This is a genomic window from Chryseolinea lacunae, assembly GCF_016735595.1.
GTDB classification, from domain to species: Bacteria; Bacteroidota; Bacteroidia; order Cytophagales; family Cyclobacteriaceae; genus Chryseolinea; species Chryseolinea lacunae.
Map to the genome: position 1 here is coordinate 226,541 of NZ_JAERRB010000007.1, position 24,640 is coordinate 251,180.

General features: G+C 50.3%; 14 protein-coding genes. 9 read left to right on the forward strand and 5 right to left on the reverse strand.

Features of this window, described 5'->3' with window-relative positions:
* The first annotated feature begins 60 nt into the window (after nucleotides 1–60).
* The 4 genes from JI741_RS20410 (at nucleotide 61) to JI741_RS20425 (ending at nucleotide 3,835) form a co-directional block, all read left to right on the forward strand.
* Nucleotides 61–1,089, forward strand: a complete 1,029-nt coding sequence (locus JI741_RS20410; RefSeq protein WP_202012959.1) for a PorP/SprF family type IX secretion system membrane protein — start codon at nucleotides 61–63, stop codon at nucleotides 1,087–1,089.
* Nucleotides 1,090–1,204: 115 nt separating this feature from the next.
* Nucleotides 1,205–2,644 (forward strand): CCA tRNA nucleotidyltransferase, encoded by a 1,440-nt coding sequence (locus JI741_RS20415; protein ID WP_202012960.1) that lies wholly within the window; start codon nucleotides 1,205–1,207, stop codon nucleotides 2,642–2,644.
* A 47-nt stretch (nucleotides 2,645–2,691) separates the two neighbouring features.
* Nucleotides 2,692–3,273 (forward strand): RNA polymerase sigma factor, encoded by a 582-nt coding sequence (locus JI741_RS20420; protein WP_236676188.1) that lies wholly within the window; start codon nucleotides 2,692–2,694, stop codon nucleotides 3,271–3,273.
* A gap of 25 nt (nucleotides 3,274–3,298) precedes the next feature.
* Entirely contained in the window at nucleotides 3,299–3,835 is a 537-nt protein-coding gene (locus tag JI741_RS20425) for a hypothetical protein (RefSeq protein WP_202012961.1), read from the forward strand.
* A 206-nt stretch (nucleotides 3,836–4,041) separates the two neighbouring features.
* On the opposite strand, the gene msrA is transcribed toward JI741_RS20425, so the two are convergent.
* From msrA to JI741_RS20450, 5 genes are all read right to left on the reverse strand, one after another.
* Nucleotides 4,042–4,602: a peptide-methionine (S)-S-oxide reductase MsrA gene (msrA, locus tag JI741_RS20430; protein WP_236676189.1), complete on the reverse strand. Its 561-nt coding sequence runs from the start codon at nucleotides 4,600–4,602 to the stop codon at nucleotides 4,042–4,044.
* 392 nt (nucleotides 4,603–4,994) lie between these two features.
* Nucleotides 4,995–6,134: a hypothetical protein gene (locus JI741_RS20435; protein ID WP_202012963.1), complete on the reverse strand. Its 1,140-nt coding sequence runs from the start codon at nucleotides 6,132–6,134 to the stop codon at nucleotides 4,995–4,997.
* A 162-nt stretch (nucleotides 6,135–6,296) separates the two neighbouring features.
* Nucleotides 6,297–7,640 (reverse strand): MFS transporter, encoded by a 1,344-nt coding sequence (locus tag JI741_RS20440; protein WP_236676190.1) that lies wholly within the window; start codon nucleotides 7,638–7,640, stop codon nucleotides 6,297–6,299.
* Nucleotides 7,641–7,739: 99 nt separating this feature from the next.
* Nucleotides 7,740–10,151, reverse strand: coding sequence for a glycoside hydrolase family 31 protein (locus tag JI741_RS20445; protein WP_202012964.1), 2,412 nt, complete (start codon nucleotides 10,149–10,151; stop codon nucleotides 7,740–7,742).
* Nucleotides 10,152–10,300: 149 nt separating this feature from the next.
* Nucleotides 10,301–11,350: a LacI family DNA-binding transcriptional regulator gene (locus JI741_RS20450; RefSeq protein ID WP_202012965.1), complete on the reverse strand. Its 1,050-nt coding sequence runs from the start codon at nucleotides 11,348–11,350 to the stop codon at nucleotides 10,301–10,303.
* Nucleotides 11,351–11,700: 350 nt separating this feature from the next.
* On the opposite strand from JI741_RS20450, the gene JI741_RS20455 reads away from it, so the two are divergent.
* The 5 genes from JI741_RS20455 (at nucleotide 11,701) to JI741_RS20475 (ending at nucleotide 24,545) form a co-directional block, all read left to right on the forward strand.
* Nucleotides 11,701–14,727: a SusC/RagA family TonB-linked outer membrane protein gene (locus JI741_RS20455; RefSeq protein WP_202012966.1), complete on the forward strand. Its 3,027-nt coding sequence runs from the start codon at nucleotides 11,701–11,703 to the stop codon at nucleotides 14,725–14,727.
* A gap of 18 nt (nucleotides 14,728–14,745) precedes the next feature.
* Nucleotides 14,746–16,260: a RagB/SusD family nutrient uptake outer membrane protein gene (locus JI741_RS20460; protein WP_202012967.1), complete on the forward strand. Its 1,515-nt coding sequence runs from the start codon at nucleotides 14,746–14,748 to the stop codon at nucleotides 16,258–16,260.
* A 95-nt stretch (nucleotides 16,261–16,355) separates the two neighbouring features.
* Nucleotides 16,356–19,670, forward strand: coding sequence for a VCBS repeat-containing protein (locus JI741_RS20465; protein WP_202012968.1), 3,315 nt, complete (start codon nucleotides 16,356–16,358; stop codon nucleotides 19,668–19,670).
* Complete coding sequence (locus JI741_RS20470; protein ID WP_202012969.1) at nucleotides 19,670–23,008, forward strand: VCBS repeat-containing protein; 3,339 nt, start codon at nucleotides 19,670–19,672, stop codon at nucleotides 23,006–23,008. Before JI741_RS20465 ends, JI741_RS20470 begins: the two co-directional genes overlap by 1 nt.
* A gap of 190 nt (nucleotides 23,009–23,198) precedes the next feature.
* Entirely contained in the window at nucleotides 23,199–24,545 is a 1,347-nt protein-coding gene (locus JI741_RS20475; protein ID WP_202012970.1) for a vanadium-dependent haloperoxidase, read from the forward strand.
* Nucleotides 24,546–24,640 lie beyond the last annotated feature (95 nt).

Below are 24,640 nucleotides of genomic sequence, written 5' to 3' on the forward strand. Positions count from 1 at the left end.
TCCCAGGGCGTACTTTTTGACATGGAATTTTGAATGATGAAATTTTGATTTACTGAGCGAATGAAAAAACTTTTACTCATCGTTTTTGTCTGGGTTGGTCTTACTACCGCGGATGCACAGGATCCGCAATTTTCACAATATTATCAGGCACCGCTTTACCTTAATCCGGGATTCACGGGCATCACGCCGCAGCAGCGTTTGGTGCTGAACCACCGCATCCAATGGCCAAGCTTGCCGCAGGCATTTTCGACCTTTGCCTTCTCGTATGATATTTTTGTGAACGAATTGCGCAGCGGGTTCGGCGTGCAGGTCACCACCGACAAAATGGGATCGGCCGGATGGCGCACCACAACGGCCAGCCTGCTGTATTCTTATAAAATCAAACTCACCGAAAAGATCGTGTTCTCGCCAGGCCTCTCGTTTGGCTATGGCACCAACGGGCTCGATCGTTCAAAACTCAGGTTGGGCGATGGCCTTGAGTATGATGGCATTTCGCTTGACCCTGAGTTGAACAAACTCGGTCGTCAAAGCTATTTCGATTTTGGTTCGGGCTTCCTGCTCTATTCCAAAAGCCTTTGGCTTGGGGCATCGTTTATGCACATGAACCAACCCAACCTTTCGGTGCTGAACGACGTGAGTCGCCTCGGCATGAAGACGGCCGTGCACGGCGGGGTGCGCCTGGATCTTAGTGGCAACGTACGCAACAGATCACGAGCTTCTTATCTAACCCCCTCGTTCATCTATCGCATGCAAGGGGGTAGCTTCACACAGCTCGACCTGGGGTTGAACTATCACATCGATCCGATCTCAGTAGGGATCTGGTATCGTGGTAAACCGTTCCAGAAGTCGGTAGTGAATACCATCACGCAAGACGCGTTGATTCTTTATCTGGGTTTATACTTCAAGAGCCTCACCATCGGCTACAGCTACGACTTCACCGTATCGGAATTGCAGACGGCGTCGGGCGGCGCGCACGAAATATCGATCGTCTACGAATTCAATTCGAAGCCGTCGAACAAGAGCGTGAAGAAAAAGTATAAGCTCATTCCATGCCCGACCTTCAACAGCAAGGACGGATTCTGGAACTAGGCCGAGGCAGTCCATTTTTCATCAGGCGCTGGACAAAAGATTGGTCGCGATTTTTCTGACCAGCTAGCTATTCGCGTATCGTTACCTACCTTTGCGAAAACTTTTTTTGTCGCAAATGAATCTTGCTGCGTCACTAGACCATCCCATTTTTAAGCGCATCGGTGCCGTGGCAGACCGGCTCAACCTGAAAACCTATGTGGTGGGCGGGTATGTGCGCGACCTGCTGCTGAAGCGCCCCTCCAAAGACATCGATTTCGTGTGCGTGGGCAGCGGCATCGGGTTGGCTCAGGAGGTGGCCCGCACACTGGGGCCGGATGTGCACGTGGCCATCTTCAAAAACTTTGGCACCGCCCAGGTCCGTTTCGAAAATCTGGAGCTCGAATTTGTGGGCGCACGCAAGGAATCCTACCGCAGCGACTCCCGCAAACCTATCGTGGAAGACGGCACCCTCGACGACGACCAGAAGCGCCGCGATTTCACCATGAATGCCCTGGCCATCAGCCTTAACCACGAGGATTTTGGCGAACTCATCGACCCCTTTGGAGGCCAGGAGGACATGCGCAAGAAAATGATCCGAACCCCGCTCGATCCGGCCATCACGTTTTCCGACGATCCCCTTCGCATGATGCGCGCCGTTCGGTTTGCCGCACAGCTGGGCTACGACATCGAGGCCGACACGTTCCAGGCCCTCAGCACACAGGCGGGTCGCCTCAAAATTGTGTCGCAGGAGCGCATCACCGACGAACTGAACAAGATCATCGCAAGCCCAACACCTTCCTACGGTTTCAAGCTCCTGTTTCACAGCGGGTTGCTGGTGCAGTTTTTTCCTGAACTGGTAGCGCTGCACGGCGTGGAATATGTGGGCAACCGGGCGCATAAAGACAACTTCTTTCACACGCTGCAGGTGCTCGACAACGTGGCCAAGGAATCGAACGATCTCTGGCTGCGATGGGCTGCCATCCTGCACGACATCGCCAAACCGGCCACCAAGCGCTACGACAAAGACCATGGCTGGACGTTTCATGGCCACGAAGACCGCGGCGCCCGGATGACCCCCGGCATTTTTAAACGTCTCAAGCTCCCCATGAACGAGCACATGCTGTTTGTGCAAAACCTGGTGAGGCTGCACCTGAGACCCATTCCGCTTGCCAAAGAAGTGACCGACTCGGCCGTGCGCCGTCTCCTTTTCGATGCCGGCGACGCGATTGATGCGTTGATGACACTCTGCCGCGCCGACATCACATCCAAAAACCTGGAGAAGGTGAATCGCTTCCTGAAGAACTTTGACCTGGTGGAGCAAAAGATTGCCGAGGTGGAACAGAAGGACCACATCCGCAATTTCCAGCCTCCCGTCACCGGCGACCAGATTATGGTCATGTTTAACCTTCCGCCCGGGCGCATCATCGGCGACATCAAGGAGCAGATCAAAGAAGCCATCCTGGAAGGCGAAATCCGGAACGACAAGGAGGAAGCCATGGCGTTGCTCCTGAAAATCGCCGCCGAAAAAGGGTTGGTGCGGACAGACGATGCCGTTCGGGAGCAACCCAATCCATAGACCGTTCACGGTTTTCTTCGTTCCCATGCAACCATTTCCTTTCTACCTTGTCCTTAGAAACTAAAGACGAGGCTTATCCTTTGGATCAACCGGGATTAAACATTCACTACGAACTGATTGTGCGCTGCAAGGCCGGCGACAGGGATGCGCAATACCGTCTCTATAAGCTGTATTCAAGGGCCATGTACAACGTAGGCTATCGCATCACCCGAAGCGAAGAGGAAGCCGAAGACGTGCTGCAGGAAGCCTTCATCAACGCCTTTCGCAACCTCGACAGCTATCGCGGAGATGCGTCGTTTGGCGCCTGGCTGAAGCGCATTGTCGTGAACAAGGCCATCAACGCTCTCAACAAAAAGAAACACGAGGCCATACCCGACGACGAGCAGTGGGATGTTGCCGAGGAGGAGGCACCCGTTGACTATGGTGATGAATTGACGGTTGAACGTGTGAAACGTGGAATAGAACAATTGCCCGATGGCTACCGCGCTGTGCTCTCGCTATATTTGCTGGAGGGCTACGATCATCAGGAGATCGCCGAGATTATGAACATCAGCGAGTCAACATCAAAGTCACAGTTGAACCGCGCCAAAAGTAAATTACGAGCCTTGTTGCTCAATATCCACCAGTAGGGGAGGACGCTAAAAAAAGAATGTTATGAAAGATGCGCTGGAAGATTTTGTCAGGAAAAACCGGGAGGCCTTCGATGATAAGGAGCCGTCTGAAAAGGTGTGGAAAAATATCGCTGTTTCTACGGCGGTAGGCAAGCGAACATCCGTATGGAATTCGGTCGGACTATGGCGCGCAGCTGCGGTGGTGTTCATGGCTCTTTCCGGCTATCTGCTCTGGCAACAAGTGCGCGTGCAAACCAAGCCCGCACACACCGAGGTTGCCGCGAACGACTTCAAGGATGTGGAAGCGTTCTATACGAAGCAGATCTCTGAAAAAGTGGAGATGATTGACGAGTTTCAAAAGAACGAAGGGCTTAATGGCTTCACGCAGGATTTTCAACAACTAGAAGCCATGTATATGGTGCTGAAGGAAGAAATGAAAACGAGTCCCAGTCCCAAGGTGAAAGATGCACTGGTGCTGAACCTGCTGATCAGAATCGATTTGCTCAACCAACAGCTTCACATGCTGGAGAAGCAATATAGCAACAAGCATGAGAAAGAAAATAAGGCGAAAGCTGTATAGAGGAAAAGATTCTACGCTTTCGCTTCGTTGTGTTCTGAATGTTAAGGAAAATTTAAGGTTGCATTTCTTCAAGGCTATAAATGCAAAAAGGCCCAGCGTCTCTGGGCCTTTTTGTTTACCTAAACCTAAACCTATGAGAAGAATTACTCTACTCAAGGAATACTAACGGCACTCGTGGGAGTAGGTTTCAGTAGTTGAAAAAAAAATCATTCTTTTTTCAATTTGTCTTTAAACACCTTCTTAAACTTTTCAACCTTGGGTTGGATAACATATGCACAGTAAGGAGCGTTACCATTCAGGTTGTAGTAGTTTTGATGATAGTCTTCGGCTACGTAGAACTCAACGGCAGGGGAGATCTCTGTCACGATGGGGCGGTCGTATACCTGTTCCTGTGTGAGCTTCGCTTTATAGGATTCTGCTAGCTGTTTCTGTTGATCGTTGTGATAGAAAATTACCGAACGATACTGTGGGCCTTCGTCGTTGCCCTGCTTGTTTAATGTTGTAGGGTCATGTGTTTTCCAGAAGATTTCCAGGAGCTCGTCATAGGTGACCTTCTGGGGATCGTAGGTAAGTCGGATCACTTCGGCATGCCCGGTCAACCCGCTGCATACTTCTTTATAGGTAGGATTTTTCACCTTGCCCCCGGTATATCCGGATTCAACTTTTTCAACACCGTCAACATTTTGGAACACCGCTTCGGTACACCAGAAACAGCCTGAGCCAAATGTTGCCAGCTCCAGACCTTCCTTTTGAATAGAATTTGTCATTTTCTTCGATACAGTTTTGTTTTTTTGACCACACGAAATGCCTGCGAACAGGACAATAAGCGCTAAGGATATGAGGATGGATCGCATATGTTGTGATTTGTTTACTTAACCTAGATACGTGCAAAATAGTTTGGTTGGATTTCGCAAACTGTCGCCGGCACAACAAATCCCCGAAATGTTTAGAAGGTCCCCTGAACATGGGGGTATATTCATAACACAAATCGATACGGCTAAATTCCATTCTGGTTTTTTATAGTCCGTCCGAATCCTAACCCGGAGCTTGCTTCAATTTGAAGTTATGCGATGCTTTGATTCGTCTTGCTACTAAGGTCCACAAAAAAAAGCACCCCCGGATGCAGGTGTGCTTTCCTTAATAACGTTAAGGCTACCGGTCAGTAGCTTTGGTAGAAACTCTTCACGGAGGGGATAAGCTGATTGTAGATAGGCTTCGTGAATTCGAGAAACAAATCCTGCGGGTTAGGCGGTTGTTGTTCGCGAAGCTTGCAAATTCTCAGTTGCTCGTCGGTGAGTGCCCGTTCGTCGCCGTTGAAGCGGGCCCACTGGCTCACCCAAACATACTCGCCACTAAACTTACGGTGCGTCAGCACACCGTTGGTTTTGGCGTCGACCACCACCATGCTCAGCAAGCCATTCGACGATAGCTCTTTGCGATAGGTGGTGAGTTTGGCTTTCACCGTGTTATAGACCGGGATAACTTTGCCATTCACTTTTGTTTCGCCCACCTTCACGCTGTCGCGCGTAACGGTTTCTTCTTTCTCGCGCATCAGCGTGTTGCCCACAGCGAAGTCGTCGAACTGAATGCGCATGATCTGGTCGGCTGCCGGCAGATTGGCAATCTTGGCTTCTTCCGGTGTGTAGAATTGGATGAAGGATTGTTCCGGATAGTTGTTATGCAGAAACTCCTCCACCTTATCCTGGAAAAATCCACCGCTCAGGTTGTAGCGCGCCGGCACCGGGATTTGTTCGATAACGACTTTTAATGTCGCCTCGAATTTGGCTTTCGCCAGATATTCGATCACGTCTTTATAGCCGGGCACAAAAGTCTGCGCATCCGAGAAGTTGAAGAAGGCTTTGCGGGCTTCCATCCGGTTCCCCTTCATGAGCGCGTCGATGCCGGCGTTATAGCTTTCGTCGGCCGCCTTTTCTTTGAGCGGACCAATTTCGGCGTAATAGTTTTTTGGACTGGGCACCACCTTTTTGCAACCCGGGCATTGCCGGATGGCTTCATAGAGGGCATTTATCTGATCGTAGGACTGGATGGCGTTTTTCCATTTAAAGGCCGAGTTGGAGGCGATCTGATTGTTTGCTTCGCCTTCGAAGTACTCCACCGCCAGGGGATAGGCGCTCTTCAGGGTTTCCAGCGATTTGGAGTGATCCGGATTTTGCCGCAGTCTCGAAACGGATTTCATCACGGCGCCATAGTAGTCGCCACGTTCAAAAGCCTGTTTTCCCGAACTGCAAGCCAAAAGGGTGAGGAGTGATAGGAGGGTCAGTACACGTCCTGTGTTCATAAATGTTTTGTGTATTTGAATGTCGAAAGGTAGTCAGTAGTTGGTGAAAATGTAAGCTTAGGTATAGCGTAAACGCCCCAGTGCGACCCTCTTTTGATCGAAAAAATTACATACGTTTCAAGGAGGGTAATCTTTCGGTTTCTGTTGGGGGGATTGGCCTGACTAATCCAGGTCGGCCTGCACCACATCGTCTTTGTCGTCCACAAACCGCACGCAGAACGCCGCGATGAATAGCAGCATCCCCGCCATCATGATGCTGTATATGGCATGCGAGTGGAAGAAGTATTTCACCACAGGGCCGCCGGCCAGGCTCGTCACAATCTGCGGCAGTGTGATAAAAAAGTTGAACATACCCATGTAGATCCCCATTTTGTGCATGGGCACCGAGCCGGCCACAATAGCGTAGGGCATCGCCAGGATAGCCGCCCAGGCCACACCGATGCCGACCATGGGAAAGATCAGCATGATAGGGTCGCTCACAAAATAGATCGACACAAGGCCAATGCCCCCTGCAAAAAGCGAAAGCGAATAGGCCATCTTTCTCCCAAGCTTGAACGCCACGTAAGGCAACACAAGGGCATACACTGCCGACACGCCGTTGTAGATACCAAAGAGGCCACTCACCCAGTTGCCCGCATCCTGGGCGGCTGGTGAACTGTTGTCGCCCACCGGCAAACCATACACGTGCGTTGACACAGCCGAGGTGGTGAACACCCACATGGTGAACAATGCCGACCACGAAAAAAATTGTACCAACCCAAGTTGCTTCATGGTTCTGGGCATCCCAACAAAATCGCGCACGATTTCAGAAAAGCGAAAACCGTGGCTGGCATGTTGATGATCTTCGGATGGATGTTCTTTGGTGGTGACCACCGTCCACAAAATGGCGAGAAGAAAAACAACGGCACCCACATAAAACGAAAGTGTGAGGTTGAATGGAACCTCACCCACCGGCGCATTCTTCTCCACCTGAAAAAATTCTGCAAAGATGTAGGGCAACCACGACCCGATCACGGCACCAAGCCCGATGAGACATGTCTGAATAGAGAACCCCAGTGTGCGTTGTTCAGAAGGAAGCAAGTCGGCCACCAATGCACGAAACGGTTCCATGGCCACATTGAACGATGCATCCATCATCATCAGAATGCCCGCACCAACGTATAGCGGAGGCAGGATGCTCACCAGCAAATTTGCATTGGGCATGAACAGCAATGCACCTGCCGCCAGAATGGCCCCGGCCAGAAAATAAGGTCTTCTTCTTCCAAGCGACGTCCACGTGCGATCGCTATAGTATCCAATGATGGGTTGTACAATCATGCCCGTGAGTGGCGCAGCCAGCCAGAACCAGGAGAGATGCTCTACCTCAGCACCAAAGATGCCCAGGATGCGTGATGCATTTCCGTTCTGTAGCGCAAAGCCAAACTGGATTCCGAAAAATCCGACGCTCATGTTCCAGATTTGCAAGCGCGTGAGGCGCGGGCGTTCGGGTAGGGTGGTCGTGGTCATGGCAAGGGTGGCGACTGCGAAAACAGCCGCCGGTCTTTAGTTGTGGTCGTACACTAAAGTCTATAAAACCCTTGAGATTCCCAAAGAAGTTTTTTGCGGTTACCAGCGGATCACGATAGCCCCGCTGCTATAAGGCAACGACAAACCGTGAACATCTTCTTGCGGTGCCGGCTCCGGATCATAGATCGGATCAAATTTTTCGAGCGGCGAAAAGAACCGGTTCACGCGGTGCTCCAAAGATTTGTCTTCGTTGTTCACGCGCACTTGCCTGCCGCCTTTTTCCAACCCGTGAACAATCACCTCCAGATTTTTCCACGGTGCCGCATAGGTGCCCTCCGACGCTTCCAACCGGAGTTGCCGTTGGTTGTCGTCGTAGGATATTTCACGTTTGGCATAGGCGTCGGTTTGATACGCGAATGTGCTGCCGTCGTCGGTGTAGTATGAGAAGGTCGAGGAGGCCCCGGTGTACACATGCAGAATAAGCGTGTCCGAAATTTGTTGCGTGTGGTTGATGGTGGGTTGCATGGGAAGCAACGCGCCGGCTTTCACAAAAACGGGGAGACGGTGCACCGGGCATTCCACAATAATTTCGGCGTTGCCTTGAAACGTCTTTCCGTCGTAGAGTGAATACCACTTTCCTTCCGGCAAATACACTTTCGCCAGATCTTTCGTGCTCTCTACCGGTGCAACCAGAATGGATGGTCCGAAGAGATATTGATTGTAAAACTGTCCGTCGTAAATTTTATGATCGAAGGCATAGTCCAGCACCAGTGCGCGCTGCACGGGCATGCCGGTTTGAACAGCCTCATAGAACAAGCTGTAGATATAGGGCAACAGCTGATAGCGGAACTTGATGTAGTTGCGCGAGATCTGTTCTGTTTCTTCGCCATAGGCCCAGGGCTCCGAGTCGCGACTGTTGATCATGGCATGGCCGCGGAAGAAAGGCGCGAAGGCTCCGATGGAAACCCAGCGTGCATAGAGCCGGGTGTTGGCATCGCCCACAAAACCGCCCACATCATAGCCTGCAAAGGCAATGCCGCCAAGGCCCATGTTAGACACCATGCGGGCGCCCATAATCATGTGCTCGTCGTAGGCCACATTGTCGCCGGTCCACACGGCGCCATAGCGTTGCACGCCGCTGTAGCCGGAGCGGGTGAGGTTGAACGGACGTTTGCCTTTCAGTAATGCTTTGGTTCCTTCGTAGGTGCTTCGTGCCATTTGAAAACCATAGAGGTTGCGGCCCCGGCGCATCGACGATTTGTCGCCATCAAAATCCATTTCAATATTTTCGGGGAGCATGTGTCCCCAGGTGGCAATTTCATTCATGTCGTTCCAGAAGCCTTCCACGCCCAGGTCGATGTAGTCCTGGAACTGGTCTTGCCACCATTGCCTGGCCTTGGGGTTGGTGAAGTCGGGAAAGTGACACCAGCCCGGCCATACCTGCCCGCTATAGTTGGTGCCATCGGGATATTTAATGAACACATCTTTTTGCACGCCGTCGTCGTAGGCCGGGTAGCCTTCCTCCACTTTAATGCCCGGGTCGCACATCACCACCACCTGAAAGCCCAGGGCGCGCAATTGTTCCAGTAATTTTTTGGGGTCGGGAAAATCCTTTTTGCTCCACGTGAAGATCTTGTATTGCTCCATGTAATGGATGTCAAACACAATCACATCGGCCGGAATGTCTTTGTCGCGAAAGGTGTTGGCCAGGGTCAGCACTTCCTTGTCGGGATAGTAGCTGTAGCGGCACTGTTGAAAGCCGATGCTCCACAACGGCGGCATCTCCATTCTTCCGGTCAGGAAGGTGTATTGCTTCACGATGTTGGCTACCGAAGTGTCGTGAATGAAATAGTAGTTCATTTCGCCGGCATCGGCCGCAAAGCTGGAGAACCGGTTGTTGGAGGCGCCGAAGTTGAAAAATGATTTATGCGAATTGTCGAAGAATATCCCGTACGCCAAAGAATGATGAAGTCCGATGTAGAATGGAATGGTGACATACAAGGGATCGGTGCCTGTTGAATAGGCAAAGCTATCGGTGTTCCAGTTCGTGTATCCCTGGCCGCGGCGGTCGAGGGGGCCTGTTTTCTCGCCAAGGCCAATGAAGCGTTCACCATCCTGCAATTTCTTATAAGTAGTTACCTGGTCGCCGTTCCAGCTAGTGCCAAACGCGACATCGTCTTCGTTGATGATGGCGAGGTCGGTTGTTTGAAAGGTGAAACGCACCGGGTGCTTGGAGACGACCACGCGTAGGGCAGGGGTGGTAACAATCAATGCCTGGGCCTCGTCCGAAACCTGAAACTCAGTTGCCTCCGGCGTGCCCACCACGGCATACGAAAAGTCTTCGAATCCCCGGTCATCGGGTGTCACACTGATGCGCAGCGTGTGGGCGTTGTAGACCAGAAGACGGAAGCTTCCGTGATCGGTTTCGCCCTGTAGCCCGCCCGTAATTTTTGTCCATTGCTTCAATGTGCCGAGAGAACGGCTGAGAGAATTCTGTGAGGTTTTTGCCATGTGCTGGAGTTGTCGGTTACGCCCTGAGTAAATATACTGAAGAACCCCTATACTTCGCAGGAGCCCGGATCACAAGAAACGATTTCGGCTATAAAAAAATACGCAGCGAGGTTGTCGCTGCGTATGCTTTTGGTTGAATGGATCAACGCTTATTTTTTAGCTTTTCCTTTTTTCAGGGAAGAGTCGCGCACGATGAGGCGTGTTTTGAGCACTTTTGTTTCCGGCGCAGGATCTTCGTTGTCTTTCGACTTGAATTCGATCTGGCGGATCAACAGCTTGGCAGCTTCCTGGCCCATTTCAAAACCGGGCTGATCAACCGAAGTCAACGGTGGCTCGAGCAATGCGCTAAAGAACCAGTTGCTGAAACCAACCACGGCAATGTCTTCCGGAATTTTCAACCCCGCTTCCTTGATGGCCTGCATGGCACCCATAGCGGCAGGGTCGTTTGTGGCGAAGATGGCATCCGGACGCTTGGACGATTTCAACAGGATTTCGGTAGCGGCCTTTCCTTCTTCGATGGTTCCAAGTGGACAGGATACAATGAGGTCCTTATCTACGGCCACGTTATTGTCTTTCAAGGCTTCGAGATATCCTTCGAGGCGTTGTTTGGTGATGCCCAGGTTTGGAGGGCCTTCAAGGTGGGCAATGCGCAGGCAGCCCTGGTCGATCAAATGCTGCGTAGCTTCTTTGGCGCCGCTCAGGTCGTCTACGATGACGGTGCTGGAGTTGGCGTTTTCATATACACGGTCGAAGAACACCATGGGCACGCCTTTGGCGAGAATGCTTTCGATGTGCTCGAACGAACTGGTTTCGCGCGACACGGAGATGAGCATGCCATCCACACGGCTATTAAAGAGCGCCTTGATGTCGGTCTTTTCGCGCTGCAGCGATTCGTTGGATTGGGTGATGATAACGTTATAGCCGGCGCTGTAGGCCACGTCTTCAATACCGCTGATTACTGTGGAGAAGAAGAAGTGAACCAGTTCGGGGATGATAACGCCCAGGGTATTGGTTTTGCTCTGGCGCAGGCTCAGGGCGACAATGTTGGGCTGGTAGTTGAGTTTCTCCGCCAGTTCATTCACCGCTTTCTTGGTCTGGGGGCTGATATCCGGGTGATCTTTCAATGCCCGTGATACAGTGGAAGGAGAGATGCCCAACTCGCGGGCAATGTCTTTAATGGTTACCTGATTGTACTTCATACTGCAAGTTTAAAAATACTGGAGACAATCACCGCAATTCGTTGCGCAATTTTTTGAATATCTCCGCAAACGATTGATAAATGTGTCACTAGAGTGCCTGAAAAATCCCAAAACGACAATCGTGTCCCACGGGATCCGCCGCCGGGTTGGGGGTAGTCGAAACGTCACCAATACACGCAAAATTGGATATTTTAATTTTAGGAAACGTTTGCGGTTTCGATTCCTATAAAAATATTCGCTTTTTTGTGACTAATTCTGGCGGACTTTCTAGTACCTTACGATGGAGATTTAATGAGGATTTGTACCCCTTGTTGGACCTCTTATTTATTTCTAACCCAAACAAAAACCGTATGACAAAATTTTATCTGTGCCTAAGCAGGTATCTGGCGGTTTTACTCGTCCTGGCCTCGACTGTGGCCTGGTCGCAAAGTAAGACTGTGACAGGGAAAGTGACTTCTTCAGAGGATGGAGGCACTTTGCCGGGAGTGAACGTTGTTGAAAAAGGAACAAGCAATGGAACGATTACCGATGTGGAGGGGAGATTCTCTATCACAGTCGGAAACGAATCAACGCTGGTATTTTCATTCGTGGGTTTTAAGGCCCAGGAGGTAGCAGTAGGAGGCAGGTCATCTGTAGACATTGTTATTGAGCCAGATGTGACGGCGCTCTCCGAAGTGGTGGTTATTGGTTATGGTCAGATCGAAAAGAAAGATGCAACAGGCGCGCTGGTTTCGTTGAAGCCGGGCGACTTCAACGGTGGGGTAATTTCATCTCCGGAACAACTTATTCAAGGACGTGCGGCTGGTGTACAAATTACATCGGCTAGTGGAGAACCAGGTGCTGGAGTGAACATCCGCATTCGGGGAACGTCGTCTGTGCGCGCGGGGTCAAATCCCTTGTTCGTTGTGGACGGTGTGCCACTCGCGGGCGATGACGTGACCAGTGGAGGATCAGGAGCAGGCCTTGGCATGAGTTCCGCCAGAAATCCTCTGAACTTTATTAACCCAAACGACATTGCCAGCATTGACATTTTGAAGGATGCTTCGGCCACGGCTATCTATGGCTCAAGAGGAGCAAACGGTGTTGTCTTGATCACTACAAAGTCAGGCAAAGGCGGAAGCAAAGGTTCTGTTGATTATTCCTATAACTTAAGCGTTGGAAAAATCACCAAGAAATACGACCTCCTGAATCGCGACGAGTTCTTAGCTGCCTATACGTCTTTCAACACACCCGCAGCGGCCGCAGCGCTGGATGGCGGGGCAAACACCGATTGGCAAAATGAAATTTTACGCACCGCCGTCACCCACCAACACAATCTCTCGTTTGGTGCCGGTGACAAAACCAGTAACTACAGATTTTCTGTTGGCTACATGGATCAGGAAGGCATTGTGCGCATATCAGGCTTGAAGCGCTACACAGCCAGATTTAATGGCAGCAAGAGTTTCATCAATGACAAATTGAAAATATCAACGCAATTGACATTGTCGAACACCAAAGATAGTGGTGCTCCCATCACAGATAATTCCGGTTTTGAAGGCGATTTGTTAGGCTCTGCACTAAAGGCTAATCCCACTCTCCCCGTGAGAAAGCCGGACGGCACGTTCAACCAGATCAGCACAAACGAGCCTAACCCGGCGGCGATTCTTGCCTACACGCGTGACAACACAAACACGCTTCGCGCATTGGGAAATATCTCAGCCGAAGTACAGATTGTAAAGAACCTTAGCTTCAAGTCTGTTGTCGGCTTCGACCGCTCCATGTCAACAAGAAAGACAGCACTTTCGAAAGATTTGCTCGTTTCGGGTGTAAAAGATGCGGGTGGAAGATTGTTCATCAACGACATTCAGACCAGCAACGATCTTTGGGAAAACTATTTCACCTATGACAAGAAAGCCGGCGATATAAGCATAAACGCCATGATTGGTTATTCATACCAAAAATTCAACAAAGCGACAGCGGCCTATCAATTCGCAAACTTCAAAACGAGCGACCTGGATATGATGATCAACAACTTTGCATCGGCCGATCAAAAGCCCACAGGCGATCCTGTTGCCGGCTATAAAGTTGGTGCTGTTGGAACAAACTCGTCTAACGTAACAGACGAATTGCAATCATACTTTGGCCGCGTGAATGTTGGCTTGAGCAACAAATACATTGTCACCGCCACGTTAAGAGCCGACGGTTCAACCAAATTTGGTGGCAATAACAAATACGGCTATTTCCCCTCCGCTGCTGTGAAATGGAGAATCATAGAGGAGCAATTCACCCCTAAGGCATTCTCTGACCTCAATTTGCGTGTAGGTTATGGCATTACGGGTAACCAGGACATCCCCCACAATTTGTATGACAAACGTCAACGGTTTGGCGATTGGGGCATGAACAACACACGCGACATTCAGGTGGGTAGTATTGGCGATGTTGCGCAAGACAATCCCAACCTGAAGTGGGAATCTACTTCTCAATTTAACGTGGGTATCGACTATGGATTCTTTGAGAACAGATTGAGAGGTAGCCTTGACTACTATCACAAGAAAACAAATGACCTGCTTTTGCAGATCTCTGTTGCACAACCTTCTCCAGTAAGTTTCTACTGGACCAATGTTGATGCATCGGTGATTAACAAAGGTATTGAGATTTCTCTCGAAGGCGATGTGGTTGCCAACGACAATTTCAAATGGACTGTTGTAGCAAATGCTGCTTTTAACAGCAACATGGTTAAAGACTACACGGGCATCATCAACACCGGTCAAATTAACGGACAAGGTCTTAGCGGCGCTTATGCCCAACGGATCTACGGCGATCAGCCGCTGTTTGCCTGGTTTGTTCGTGACTTTGTTGGCTACAATGAAAATGGAATCGCGCAGTACCGCGACAACGACGATCGTCAGAAGTTCGTTGGCAAAAGCCCTATTCCCAAAGCGAATGCTGGTTTAACCAACAACTTGAAGTATAAGCACTGGGATTTTAGTGTCTTCCTGAACGGTCAGTTCGGACATTATCTCTATAACAATACAGCCAATGCGTTCTTCACAGCAGGAGCGCTGGCCAACGGCAGAAATACCACGAAGGATGTTGTGGGTAATGGAGAGGGACGATTGAACTCGCCTGACGTTTCCACAAGATTCCTGGAAAATGGTTCATTTGTGCGTTTGCAAAACGTGACGCTTGGCTACAACATACCTGTGGCTAATACGGTAGTGCAGTCTTTACGTGTTTTTGTTACCGGACAAAATCTTTTTGTGATAACAAACTACACCGGTCAAGATCCTGAGGTGAATACCAATAAATCATTGGATGGAGTTCCTTCCTTGAATATTGACTATACATCCTACCCAAGATCCAGAACATTTACATTTGGCGTAAACGCTTCCTTTTAACCAAGACTTGATTGTATTATGAATAAGAGAATTTTTTCAAAACCTTTTTTGTCTGGCTTGCTTGGTGCGACGCTCATGTTCTCAGCATGTACAGATTTGAAGAATGCAGAAACGGATTCCGTGATTGTAGGTTCCGGAGGCGCTAGCGAGAATTTGGATCCGGCAGCTCTCCTCGATGCGATCTATAAATCAGATATCGGCTCGATCACCGATCAAGCCGGGATATACTCGCTTTATGAACACACAACCGACGAAATGATTCCACCAACCCGTGGAACGGACTGGGGCGATAATGGTGTGTGGAGACAATTGTATCAGCACACCTGGGATCCTACCCACGCCTATGTCTTAGGTGCCTGGAACCAGTTGAACCAACGGGTTTACAAGTGCAATCAGATTCTGGCGGCTAAACCGTCGCCCGAGCAGGCAGCGCAAGCCAAGTTCTTGAGAGCCTTCTTTATGTGGCATGTGATGGACTTGTTTGGACAAGTTCCCTTCAGAAACTACGGAGAAGGAGTTGACGTGAATCCCCAGGTATTCACACGTTCTCAAGCCCTGGAATTTGTTGTGAAGGATTTGACAGAAGCGCTTCCCAATCTTGCTTCGAAAGGCCCGGACCCACAAAACTTTGTGCCCACAAAGGCCGCCGCAAATGCCATGCTGGCAAGAGTGTTCCTGAACAAGGCCGTTTATCTCTCCGAGGTGCCGGAAGGTCCCTATACGTTTGCCAAAGCAGACATGGATAAGGTAGTGGAATATGTCGACGCAGTTACCGACGAAGGTTACTCTTTTGAGGATGACTATTTCATGAACTTCTCAAAGAACGCCTCGAAGGAAATTATCTTCACCAGTTCTTCGGGCACGCCCGAAAACAGATATCGGATGACGTTGCATTATGACAACAAACCTGATGGATGGAATGGTTTTGCAACACTTGCCGACTTCTATGGAAAATTTGATGCAAACGACGAACGTCGTGGCAGATATCCAACACCCGATGGAACGGAATTTTCGGGTATTGCCAGGGGCTTTCTAGTAGGTCAGCAATACAACGACAAGAACGAACAGGTGATCAACTCTCGTAGCAAGAAGCCGTTGGCGTTCACTCCCGAGGTTCCTCTTGTTGGTGCGTCTACAGAGCAAGGTATTCGTGTAATCAAATACCATCCCTCGGATAAAGGTCAGTATATCCTGTTGCGATACAGTGATATTTACCTCATGAAGGCGGAGGCCATTTTGCGTGGTGGCTCGGGCGATAAGACCGCATTGGAACTGGTTAACGATTTGCGTGCATCGCGCGGCGCATCTGCCCTTGGCTCACTCGATGAAGCCGCATTGCTCGATGAACGTGGACGTGAATTATATTGGGAAGGCTACCGTCGTGTAGACCTTGTTCGCTTTGGATCTTTTGGAAAGACCTGGCAGGACAAGGACAACGCTGATGGTTATCGCGTGCTCTTTCCGATTCCTCAACAAGCCATTGACTCCAATCCTAACTTGACTCAGAATTCTGGTTACGCTGGAGCAAAATAAGTTCTGAAGGAGTATTGAAATGAAAAGAAAAGAAGGCAAGTTCGATTTACTTGCCTTCTTTTTTTATTTTTCCGTCTTCTAAAGACACAAATGAGATGTGGAAATTTTACGTAATCATACTTGTGGGGCTGTGCGCCTGTGGCGGTCAGCAAGAAGCAGCGAAAAAGAACCCGAACACCCTCTTCAAACTGCTCACCCCCCAACAAACCGGGATTGACTTCCAAAACACCTTGACCTCGCAGGCGGATCTTGATGTTTTTCGGTACCGGAATTTCTACAACGGGGGTGGCGTGGGCATTGCCGATTTTAATAACGACGGATTGCCCGATGTTTACCTCACCTCCAACATGGGGGAAAACAAACTCTACATCAACAAAGGAAACCTGAAGTTTGAAGACATTACGCGCAAAGCCGGTGTGGCCGGAGCCAAATCTTGGTCGACGGGCGTGAGCATTGCCGATGTGAATGGCGACGGCTGGCTCGACATCTACGTAAGCAACTCGGGCGACGTGAAGGGCGGCAATCGCGGCAACGAGCTGTTCATCAACAACGGCAACCTCACCTTCACCGACCGCGCCGAAGAATTTGGACTGGCCGACAAAGGCTTCACCACACACTCTGCATTTTTTGACTACGACAAAGACGGCGACCTCGACTGCTACATTCTCAATAACTCCTTTCGCCCGGTTTCGACACTCGGCTACAAGAACCTGCGCCATCAACGCGACGAGTTGGGTGGCCACAAACTCTACCGCAACGACGATGGCAAGTTTGTGGATGTGAGTGAGGCCGCGGGCATCTATGGCAGCGTTATTGGCTTTGGCCTGGGCGTGACCGTGGGCGACATCGATCAGGACAACTGGCCAGATCTCTACATCTCCAACGACTTCTACGAGCGCGACTACCTCTACATCAACAACCACGACGGCACATTCTCTGAACAGATAGAAAAATACATGGGCCACCTCAGCATGTTCTCGATGGGAGCAGACCTGGCCGACATCAACAACGATGGTTGTTCCGATATCTTCTCTACCGACATGCTTCCCGAAGAAGACTATCGCCTCAAGACGCTTGTGGCGTTCGAGACGTATGATGTTTATCAACTTCGTCTTCGAAATGGATACTATCATCAGTTCATGCGCAACATGCTGCACCTGAACGAAGGCGATGGCACCTTCAGTGAAATAGGGCAACTCGCCGGCGTGTCGGCGACGGACTGGAGTTGGGGGGCGCTCATTTCGGATTTTGACAATGACTCGAACAAGGAGATTTTTGTTTGCAACGGCATTTATAAAGATCTCATCAATCAGGACTTTGTTGAGTTTTTGGGAAGCAGCGAAAACATGCGCTCGGCCATTGAAGGAAAGAAAGTGGACTTTAAGGAGTTTGTAGACAAAATGCCCTCGCAAAAAATGAGCAACTACATGCTTGTGCAATCGGGCGATTTTGAATTCAAGAATCAGTCAAAAGCCTGGGGCCTGGACGAACCGAGTTTCTCTAACGGCGCAGCCTATGGTGACCTTGACAACGATGGTGACCTCGATCTGATTATCAACAATGTGAACCAGGAGCTCTTTGTCTATCAAAACCGCGCCGACTCGTTGCTGCACAACACGTCGTTGCGCATCGGCTTTAAAGGCACGGACAAGAACACGTTTGGTCTGGGGGCAAAAGTGAAGGCCTTTGCCAAGGGTCAGATCATCTACTTTGAAAACATGCCCATTCGCGGCTTTCAATCCAGCATGGACTACACCATGGTGATTGGAACCGGAACGCTTGCATCTGTGGATAGCCTAACCGTTACGTGGCCCGACAACAAATTGGAAATCTTGCGCGACGTAAAAACCAATCAGAAGCTCGTACTCGATCACGCCAACGCTAAAGAAATAAAAATAAAGTCTGCAAAGAAGGTGCAGCCTTTGTTTGCTGAAATTGCCGACACGACAGTGCAACATATTGAAAACGACTTCAATGAATTTGATCGCGACAGGCTGTTGTATCACATGCTCTCTACCGAAGGACCGGCGCTTGCCGTGGCCGATTTGAACAACGACAAGCTTGACGACTTCTATCTGGGCGGATCGGTGGGTCATGCCGGTGCACTCTATGTTCAGCAACCGTCGGGTAAGTTTGAGAAACATCAGCCAGCGTTGTTTGAAGCCGACTCGTTGTCGGATGCTGTGGACGCTGTGTTTTTTGATTTTGATGGCGACAAGGATCTCGACCTTTATGTGGTGACCAGTGGGTCGGAACAAGCCTCTCTGGGTCTTCCGTTGCTCGACATTCTCTATGAGAACCAGGGTCTTAAAAAAGGTGTGCCGCAGTTTGTGAAAACAGAAAAACGTATGCCCGCCATTTATCAGGCAGGAAGCTGTGTGAAGCCGGTTGACATCGATCACGACGGCGACCTCGACTTGTTTGTGGGCACGCGCATGCTGCCTTCCTACTACGGTCTGGCGTGCGATCAGTTTATTCTGCTGAACGATGGGAAAGGGAATTTCAAAGATGCCACCGCTGCCTGGGCACCGCAGTTGAAACATGCCGGCATGGTGACAGACGCGCGCTGGTTCGACTATGATCACAACGATTTTCCGGATTTGATTTTGGTTGGAGACTGGATGTCGCCAACGCTCTTTCAAAACGACGGCAAGAAACTTACAAAGGTTGACAACATTCCCGGCCTCGAAAAAACCGAAGGCTGGTGGAACACCATTACGTCGGCAGATCTCGATGGCGATGGCGACGAAGATTTTGTGTTGGGTAACCTGGGAAGAAATTCAAAATTCAAACCTACTGTGGAGCATCCGATCACGCTCTATGTAAACGACTTTGATCAGAATGGTTCGATCGAACCCATCTTTGCTTTTCAGAATGAGAGCGGAGAAGAAGTCCCGTTTGCGTTGCGTCAGGATATGATCAGGCAGATGAGCAGTCTGAAAAAGAAATTTGTCTACTACAAGGACTACGCGCAGAAATCCATTAAAGACATTTTTGATCCTGTGCTGTTGGAGAAGGCCACGCGTCTCAACTTTAATGAGCCCAACACACTGGTGTTGATGAACCAGGGTGCGAAAGGTTTTGAGCGAAAGGTGTTGCCCGTGCAGGCACAATTTTCGCCGGTGTTTGCCATTGATGTGGCGGACGTGAACCACGACAAAAAGCCTGACCTTATTTTGGGCGGAAATCTATTTTCGGTGAAGCCAGAGGTGGGACGATATGACGCTCTTCATGGTCTTGTGTTGACGGGCGACGGTGCTGGTAATTTCACGCCATTGCATTCCCAACAATCGGGCATAAAACTGAATGGACAGGTTCGTCACATCGTGCGGCTGCGAACGCGCGTCGGCAATGTGGTGGCCTTTGTGCGAAACAATGATTCGATAAAATTTTATAAAGAAAACAAGTGATGTTTAGGAGTTTTATACAGTATAGATTTCTCTTCCTGATAGCGGGTTGCCTGATGGCTTGTTCTGAAAAGAATGACAAGAAGTTCAGGTTTGTGCCGTCGTCTGAATCGGGGATCACCTTCAGGAATGTGTTGAAAGAAAGTGTTGAGTTCAACATATTCAACTACATGTATTTCTACAACGGCGGGGGCGTGGCCACTGGCGACGTGAACGGCGACGGTTTGCCCGACATCTATTTCACCGCCAACCAAGACCCGAACAAGCTCTATCTCAACCAGGGCGACTTCAAGTTCAAAGACATCACACAGGAGTCGGGCGTGGAAGGGTTTCACGGTTGGACCACCGGCGTGACCATGGCCGATGTGAACAACGATGGCAAGCTCGACATCTATGTTGGATACCTCGGCGACTACCTCATCTTCAAAGGAAAAAATCAACTGTTCATCAACGAAGGCAACGACGCCAACGGCGTTCCTAAATTTACGGACCGTGCCATGGAGTTTGGGCTTGACCTGGTGGGCTTTGCCACACAGGCATCGTTCTTCGACTACGACCGCGATGGCGACCTCGACATGTTTATGCTGAATCACTCATTGCACGAGAACGGCACGTTTGGCATGTCCAAAAACTTAAAGTACCAATCACATCCACTCGCCGGGGACAAACTGATGCGCAACGACGACGGTCATTTTCTTGACGTGACCAAAACCTCGGGCATCCTCGACAATGCCATTGGCTACGGGCTGGGTATTGTGGTGAGCGATGTGAACATGGATGGATGGCCCGATGTGTATATCGGAAACGACTTTCATGAAAATGACTATCTCTACATCAATCAGAAAAACGGAACCTTTCAGGAAGTGCTGGAGAAACAAATGAACCACACCAGCCGCTACACCATGGGTGTTGACTTTGCCGACTTTAACAACGACGCCTTTCCCGACCTCATGGCCATGGACATGCTTCCCGAAGATCCCTTCATCCTGAAGGCTTCGGCTGCCGAAGATGCCTATGATCTTTTTGATTTCAAGCTTCGCTACGGCTACAACTATCAATACACCCGCAACGCCCTTCAGCTGAACAATCAGGATGGAACCTTTAGCGAGATCGGTCTCTATGCAGGCGTGTCGGCAACAGACTGGAGTTGGTCTACGTTGTTTGCCGACTTTGACCTCGATGGGCAGAAGGACATCTTCATCTCCAACGGCATTCTGCGCCGTTCGAACGATCTGGACTATATCAACTTCATCACCACCGACTCCATTCAGGATGCCATCAAGTTCAACCTGAGCGAGAAACATTTGAAGCTGATTGAAAAGATGCCCAAGATCAAGCTGGCCAATTTCCTGTACCGCAACAACGGCGACTCAACGTTCACCAATAAAGCTATTGAATGGGGTCTTGACAAAATCTCCTACTCTCATGGAGCTGCCTATGTTGACCTGGACAACGATGGCGACCTTGACCTGGTGACCAACAATGTGGAAGACGAAGCTTTTGTGATGGAAAACCTTTTCCGCGATAAAAACAAAGCGGCTCAGCAAAACCATTCGCTCAAGGTTGTGCTGAAGGGTGCTTCAGGCAACCTGTATGGACTGGGCACAAAAGTTTTTCTGTACCACGGTGGCAAAGTTCAACTGCAGGAATGTACACCCGTGAGAGGCTACCAAAGCGCGGTAGACACCCGTATGATTTTTGGCACAGGACAAAATATAACCATCGACTCGGTGGTGGTGGTGTGGCCCACGGATGCCTGTGAAGTTTTGAAAAATGTAAAAACCGATCAGGTGCTGGAAGTGGCTCAGGAAAACGCGAAAAGCAAATTTGACTACGGTGCCTTTCACCATGCAAAGCCATTGTTCGAAGAGACCACGGCTGCGCTGGGAATTGATTTTGTGCATAAGGAAAACAAGTTCGTGGAGTTTACGCGTGAAGCCCTGTTGCCACACATGCTGTCGGCCGAAGGACCGGCGGCGGCGGTGGGCGATGTGAACAACGATGGCCTCGACGATATTTTTATTGGCGGTGCCAAATGGCAAACTTCGGAGCTTTACGTTCAAACCAAACAAGGCACGTTTCTCAACTCGGTGCAAAAAGTGTTTGCGCAAGACAGTGTGCAGGAAGACGTGGACGCAGCCTTTGCCGATGTGGACGGCGATGGCGACCAGGACCTGATTGTGGTGACGGGCGGCAATGAATTTACAGGCAACTCGGTTCATCGTCAACCCAAGCTTTATACGAACGATGGCAAGGGAATTTTTGCCGCTTCGAAAGGCCTTCCGGAAATGTACATCACCGGATCGTCGGTGAGCGTGAGCGACTTCGACAGCGACCACGACCTTGATCTGTTTATTGCCGTGCGAACCATTCCCTACAAATACGGCGAAGAGCCCGACAACTATCTGCTTCAAAACGACGGCAAAGGAAACTTCACCGACGTGACCGCCGAGGCTGCCCCGGCACTGAAACATTTTGGTTTTATCAAACAGTCGGTGTGGGCCGACATCGACAACGATAAGGACGAGGATTTAATACTGGCGGCCGAGTGGAAGCCGGTGACCATACTGATCAACACTGGCGGAAAACTTTCTCCGCTATCACTGGCCGGTTCGGGTCTTGAGCAATCGAACGGATGGTGGAACCATGTGGCGCTGGCCGATTTCGACACAGACGGCGACCTCGACATCATTGCCGGAAATCTCGGACTGAACTCCACTCTGAAGACGTCGCTGACAGAGCCCGTCAGAATGTACTATTCCGACTTCGATGCCAACGGAAGTTCCGAACAGATTCTGACACACTACACGCACGGAAAAGAATATCCCTACTACACCCGCGATGAAATGGTGAAGCAGATGCCAGGACTGAAAAAGAAATACCTGTCATCAAACAAATTCGCAGCGGCCACCTTCAAAGACATTTTCAACGAAGACACTTTGAAGAAGGCGAAGTTGTTTGAGGTGTTCACGTTCGAGAGCGCCTATGTGGAGAACAAAGGCAACGGAAAGTTTGTGGTGAAGCCACTTCCTTCGTCTGCACAATTTTCAACGGTCAACGCAACTGTCACGGAAGACTTTAATCATGATGGCAACCTCGATGTTTTTGTGGCTGGTAATTTTTATCCCATCAACATCCAGATGGGCCGCTATGATGCTAGCTATGGAACGTTGCTATTGGGCAATGGCAAGGGAGCTTTCACCGCCGTGCCCAACAAAGATTCCGGCGCCTGCCTGAAAGGCGAGATACGGAAACTGAAACCTGTGAAAGCAGGGGAGAGGATTCAGTATGTCGGCTTCCGGAACAACGACACCCTGGTTTCGTTTTCTTTGAAAAAATAGCCCGTGAAACTCCGGGCACTAGGGCTTTGTACCGCGTGACGTTGGTTTGGGATGTTCTGTAAAAGGGGAGTGGTGGTTACGCGGTTCCGCCAAAAGATTTCGGGTCTCCGCTTGATCCGCAACGGTTTGTTTCTTTTTTTTATAGCCGTCAACTGATACCTTTGGATAGTACACCCCATACATGCGCCCAATGAAGAATTTTTTATGGAAAGGCCTTTGCTTGGGTCTTTTGTTCGTTTCGTGTTCGAAAGACCATTCGGATTGGAAGACTGAAGCTCAGAACCCCGAGTTTTTGCACCGTTCGGTGAAGCAGGTCACCGACGTGATCGTTCACGATATCTTTTCGCCCCCCGTGGCATCGCGTATCTATACCTACATGAGTGTTGCGGGCTATGAAGCGGCGATTCACCAGGACAAAAAATTTGTGACCTTCGCCGGCCAGCTCACCGGGCTGCAACCACTTCCTCAACCTAATCCAAACGAAGAATATTGTTACCCGCTGGCGTCGGTGCAGGCCATGCTGAAAGTGGGCCGCACGCTGGTGTTTTCCGAAGATAAAATGGATGAATTCTACGCCAAGCTGATGCAGGAATACAAAGACACCGGCATGCCCGACGATGTGTTTGATCGATCGGTGGCGTTTGGCATTGCGGTTGCAGACCATGTTGTCGCGTGGTCATCGAAAGACAACTACAAGCAAAGCCGTTCGTTTCCCAAATATTCCATCCTCGACGATCCTGCCACCTGGAAGCCAACGCCTCCGGCCTATATGGATGCCGTTGAGCCTCATTGGAACAAGATCCGTCCTTTTGCTATCGACTCAGCATCGCAGTTCAAACCGAAGCCCCCCACGGCATTCTCGGTGGACAAGACGAGCCAGTTCTTTAAAGAAGCCCAGGAAATTCGCGACCTCGGCGCGAATCTCTCGGAAGAGCAACGCGAAATTGCGTCGTTCTGGGATTGCAATCCGTTTGTGATGAATGTGAAAGGGCATGTGATGTTTGCCACGAAAAAGATTTCGCCGGGCGGCCACTGGATGAACATCACGCACGTGGCATGCTCCTCCAGCAAAGCCGACTTTGTGCACTCGGCCGAAGCCTACGCACGCGTGGCCATCTCGTTGGTGGATGGTTTCATCTCCTGCTGGGACGAAAAGTATCGCAGCAAATTGATTCGCCCCGAAACCTACATCAACCAATACATCGACGAGAACTGGGTGCCGCTGTTGCAGACCCCGCCCTTCCCCGAATACTCCAGCGGACACAGTGTGATCTCCGGAGCATCGTCGGTCACGCTCACCAAATTGTTTGGCGACAACTTCGCGTTTGTCGATTCCACGGAACTGGAGTTTGGATTGACGCGACGCACGTTTCCCTCGTTTGCCAAAGCCTGCGAAGAGGCCGCACTCAGCCGCATGTATGGCGGCATCCACTACCGTCCGGCGTGTGAAAACGGACTGGCTCAGGGCCGGGCCGTTGGTGCCTACATCGTGCAAAAGATCAAAACGCGCAAGGAAGATCTGGCCGAAGCCAATTGAGACGGAGCGGACATCGTTGTTACGGCACGACGTGTAACCTTACGGCTATATTAATCTTTCGAACGGTTATGAAACAATCGATTTCGGTTCGCTAT

What these genes read in the sequence shown, in the direction of transcription:
- JI741_RS20410 (WP_202012959.1), top strand. Translation starts at nt 61, where the DNA reads ATGAAAAAACTTTTACTCATCGTTTTTGTCTGGGTTGGTCTTACTACC.
- JI741_RS20415 (WP_202012960.1), top strand. Translation starts at nt 1,205, where the DNA reads ATGAATCTTGCTGCGTCACTAGACCATCCCATTTTTAAGCGCATCGGT.
- JI741_RS20425 (WP_202012961.1), top strand. Translation starts at nt 3,299, where the DNA reads ATGAAAGATGCGCTGGAAGATTTTGTCAGGAAAAACCGGGAGGCCTTC.
- msrA (WP_236676189.1), bottom strand. Translation starts at nt 4,602, where the DNA reads ATGACAAATTCTATTCAAAAGGAAGGTCTGGAGCTGGCAACATTTGGC.
- JI741_RS20435 (WP_202012963.1), bottom strand. Translation starts at nt 6,134, where the DNA reads ATGAACACAGGACGTGTACTGACCCTCCTATCACTCCTCACCCTTTTG.
- JI741_RS20440 (WP_236676190.1), bottom strand. Translation starts at nt 7,640, where the DNA reads ATGACCACGACCACCCTACCCGAACGCCCGCGCCTCACGCGCTTGCAA.
- JI741_RS20445 (WP_202012964.1), bottom strand. Translation starts at nt 10,151, where the DNA reads ATGGCAAAAACCTCACAGAATTCTCTCAGCCGTTCTCTCGGCACATTG.
- JI741_RS20450 (WP_202012965.1), bottom strand. Translation starts at nt 11,350, where the DNA reads ATGAAGTACAATCAGGTAACCATTAAAGACATTGCCCGCGAGTTGGGC.
- JI741_RS20455 (WP_202012966.1), top strand. Translation starts at nt 11,701, where the DNA reads ATGACAAAATTTTATCTGTGCCTAAGCAGGTATCTGGCGGTTTTACTC.
- JI741_RS20460 (WP_202012967.1), top strand. Translation starts at nt 14,746, where the DNA reads ATGAATAAGAGAATTTTTTCAAAACCTTTTTTGTCTGGCTTGCTTGGT.
- JI741_RS20465 (WP_202012968.1), top strand. Translation starts at nt 16,356, where the DNA reads ATGTGGAAATTTTACGTAATCATACTTGTGGGGCTGTGCGCCTGTGGC.
- JI741_RS20470 (WP_202012969.1), top strand. Translation starts at nt 19,670, where the DNA reads ATGTTTAGGAGTTTTATACAGTATAGATTTCTCTTCCTGATAGCGGGT.
- JI741_RS20475 (WP_202012970.1), top strand. Translation starts at nt 23,199, where the DNA reads ATGAAGAATTTTTTATGGAAAGGCCTTTGCTTGGGTCTTTTGTTCGTT.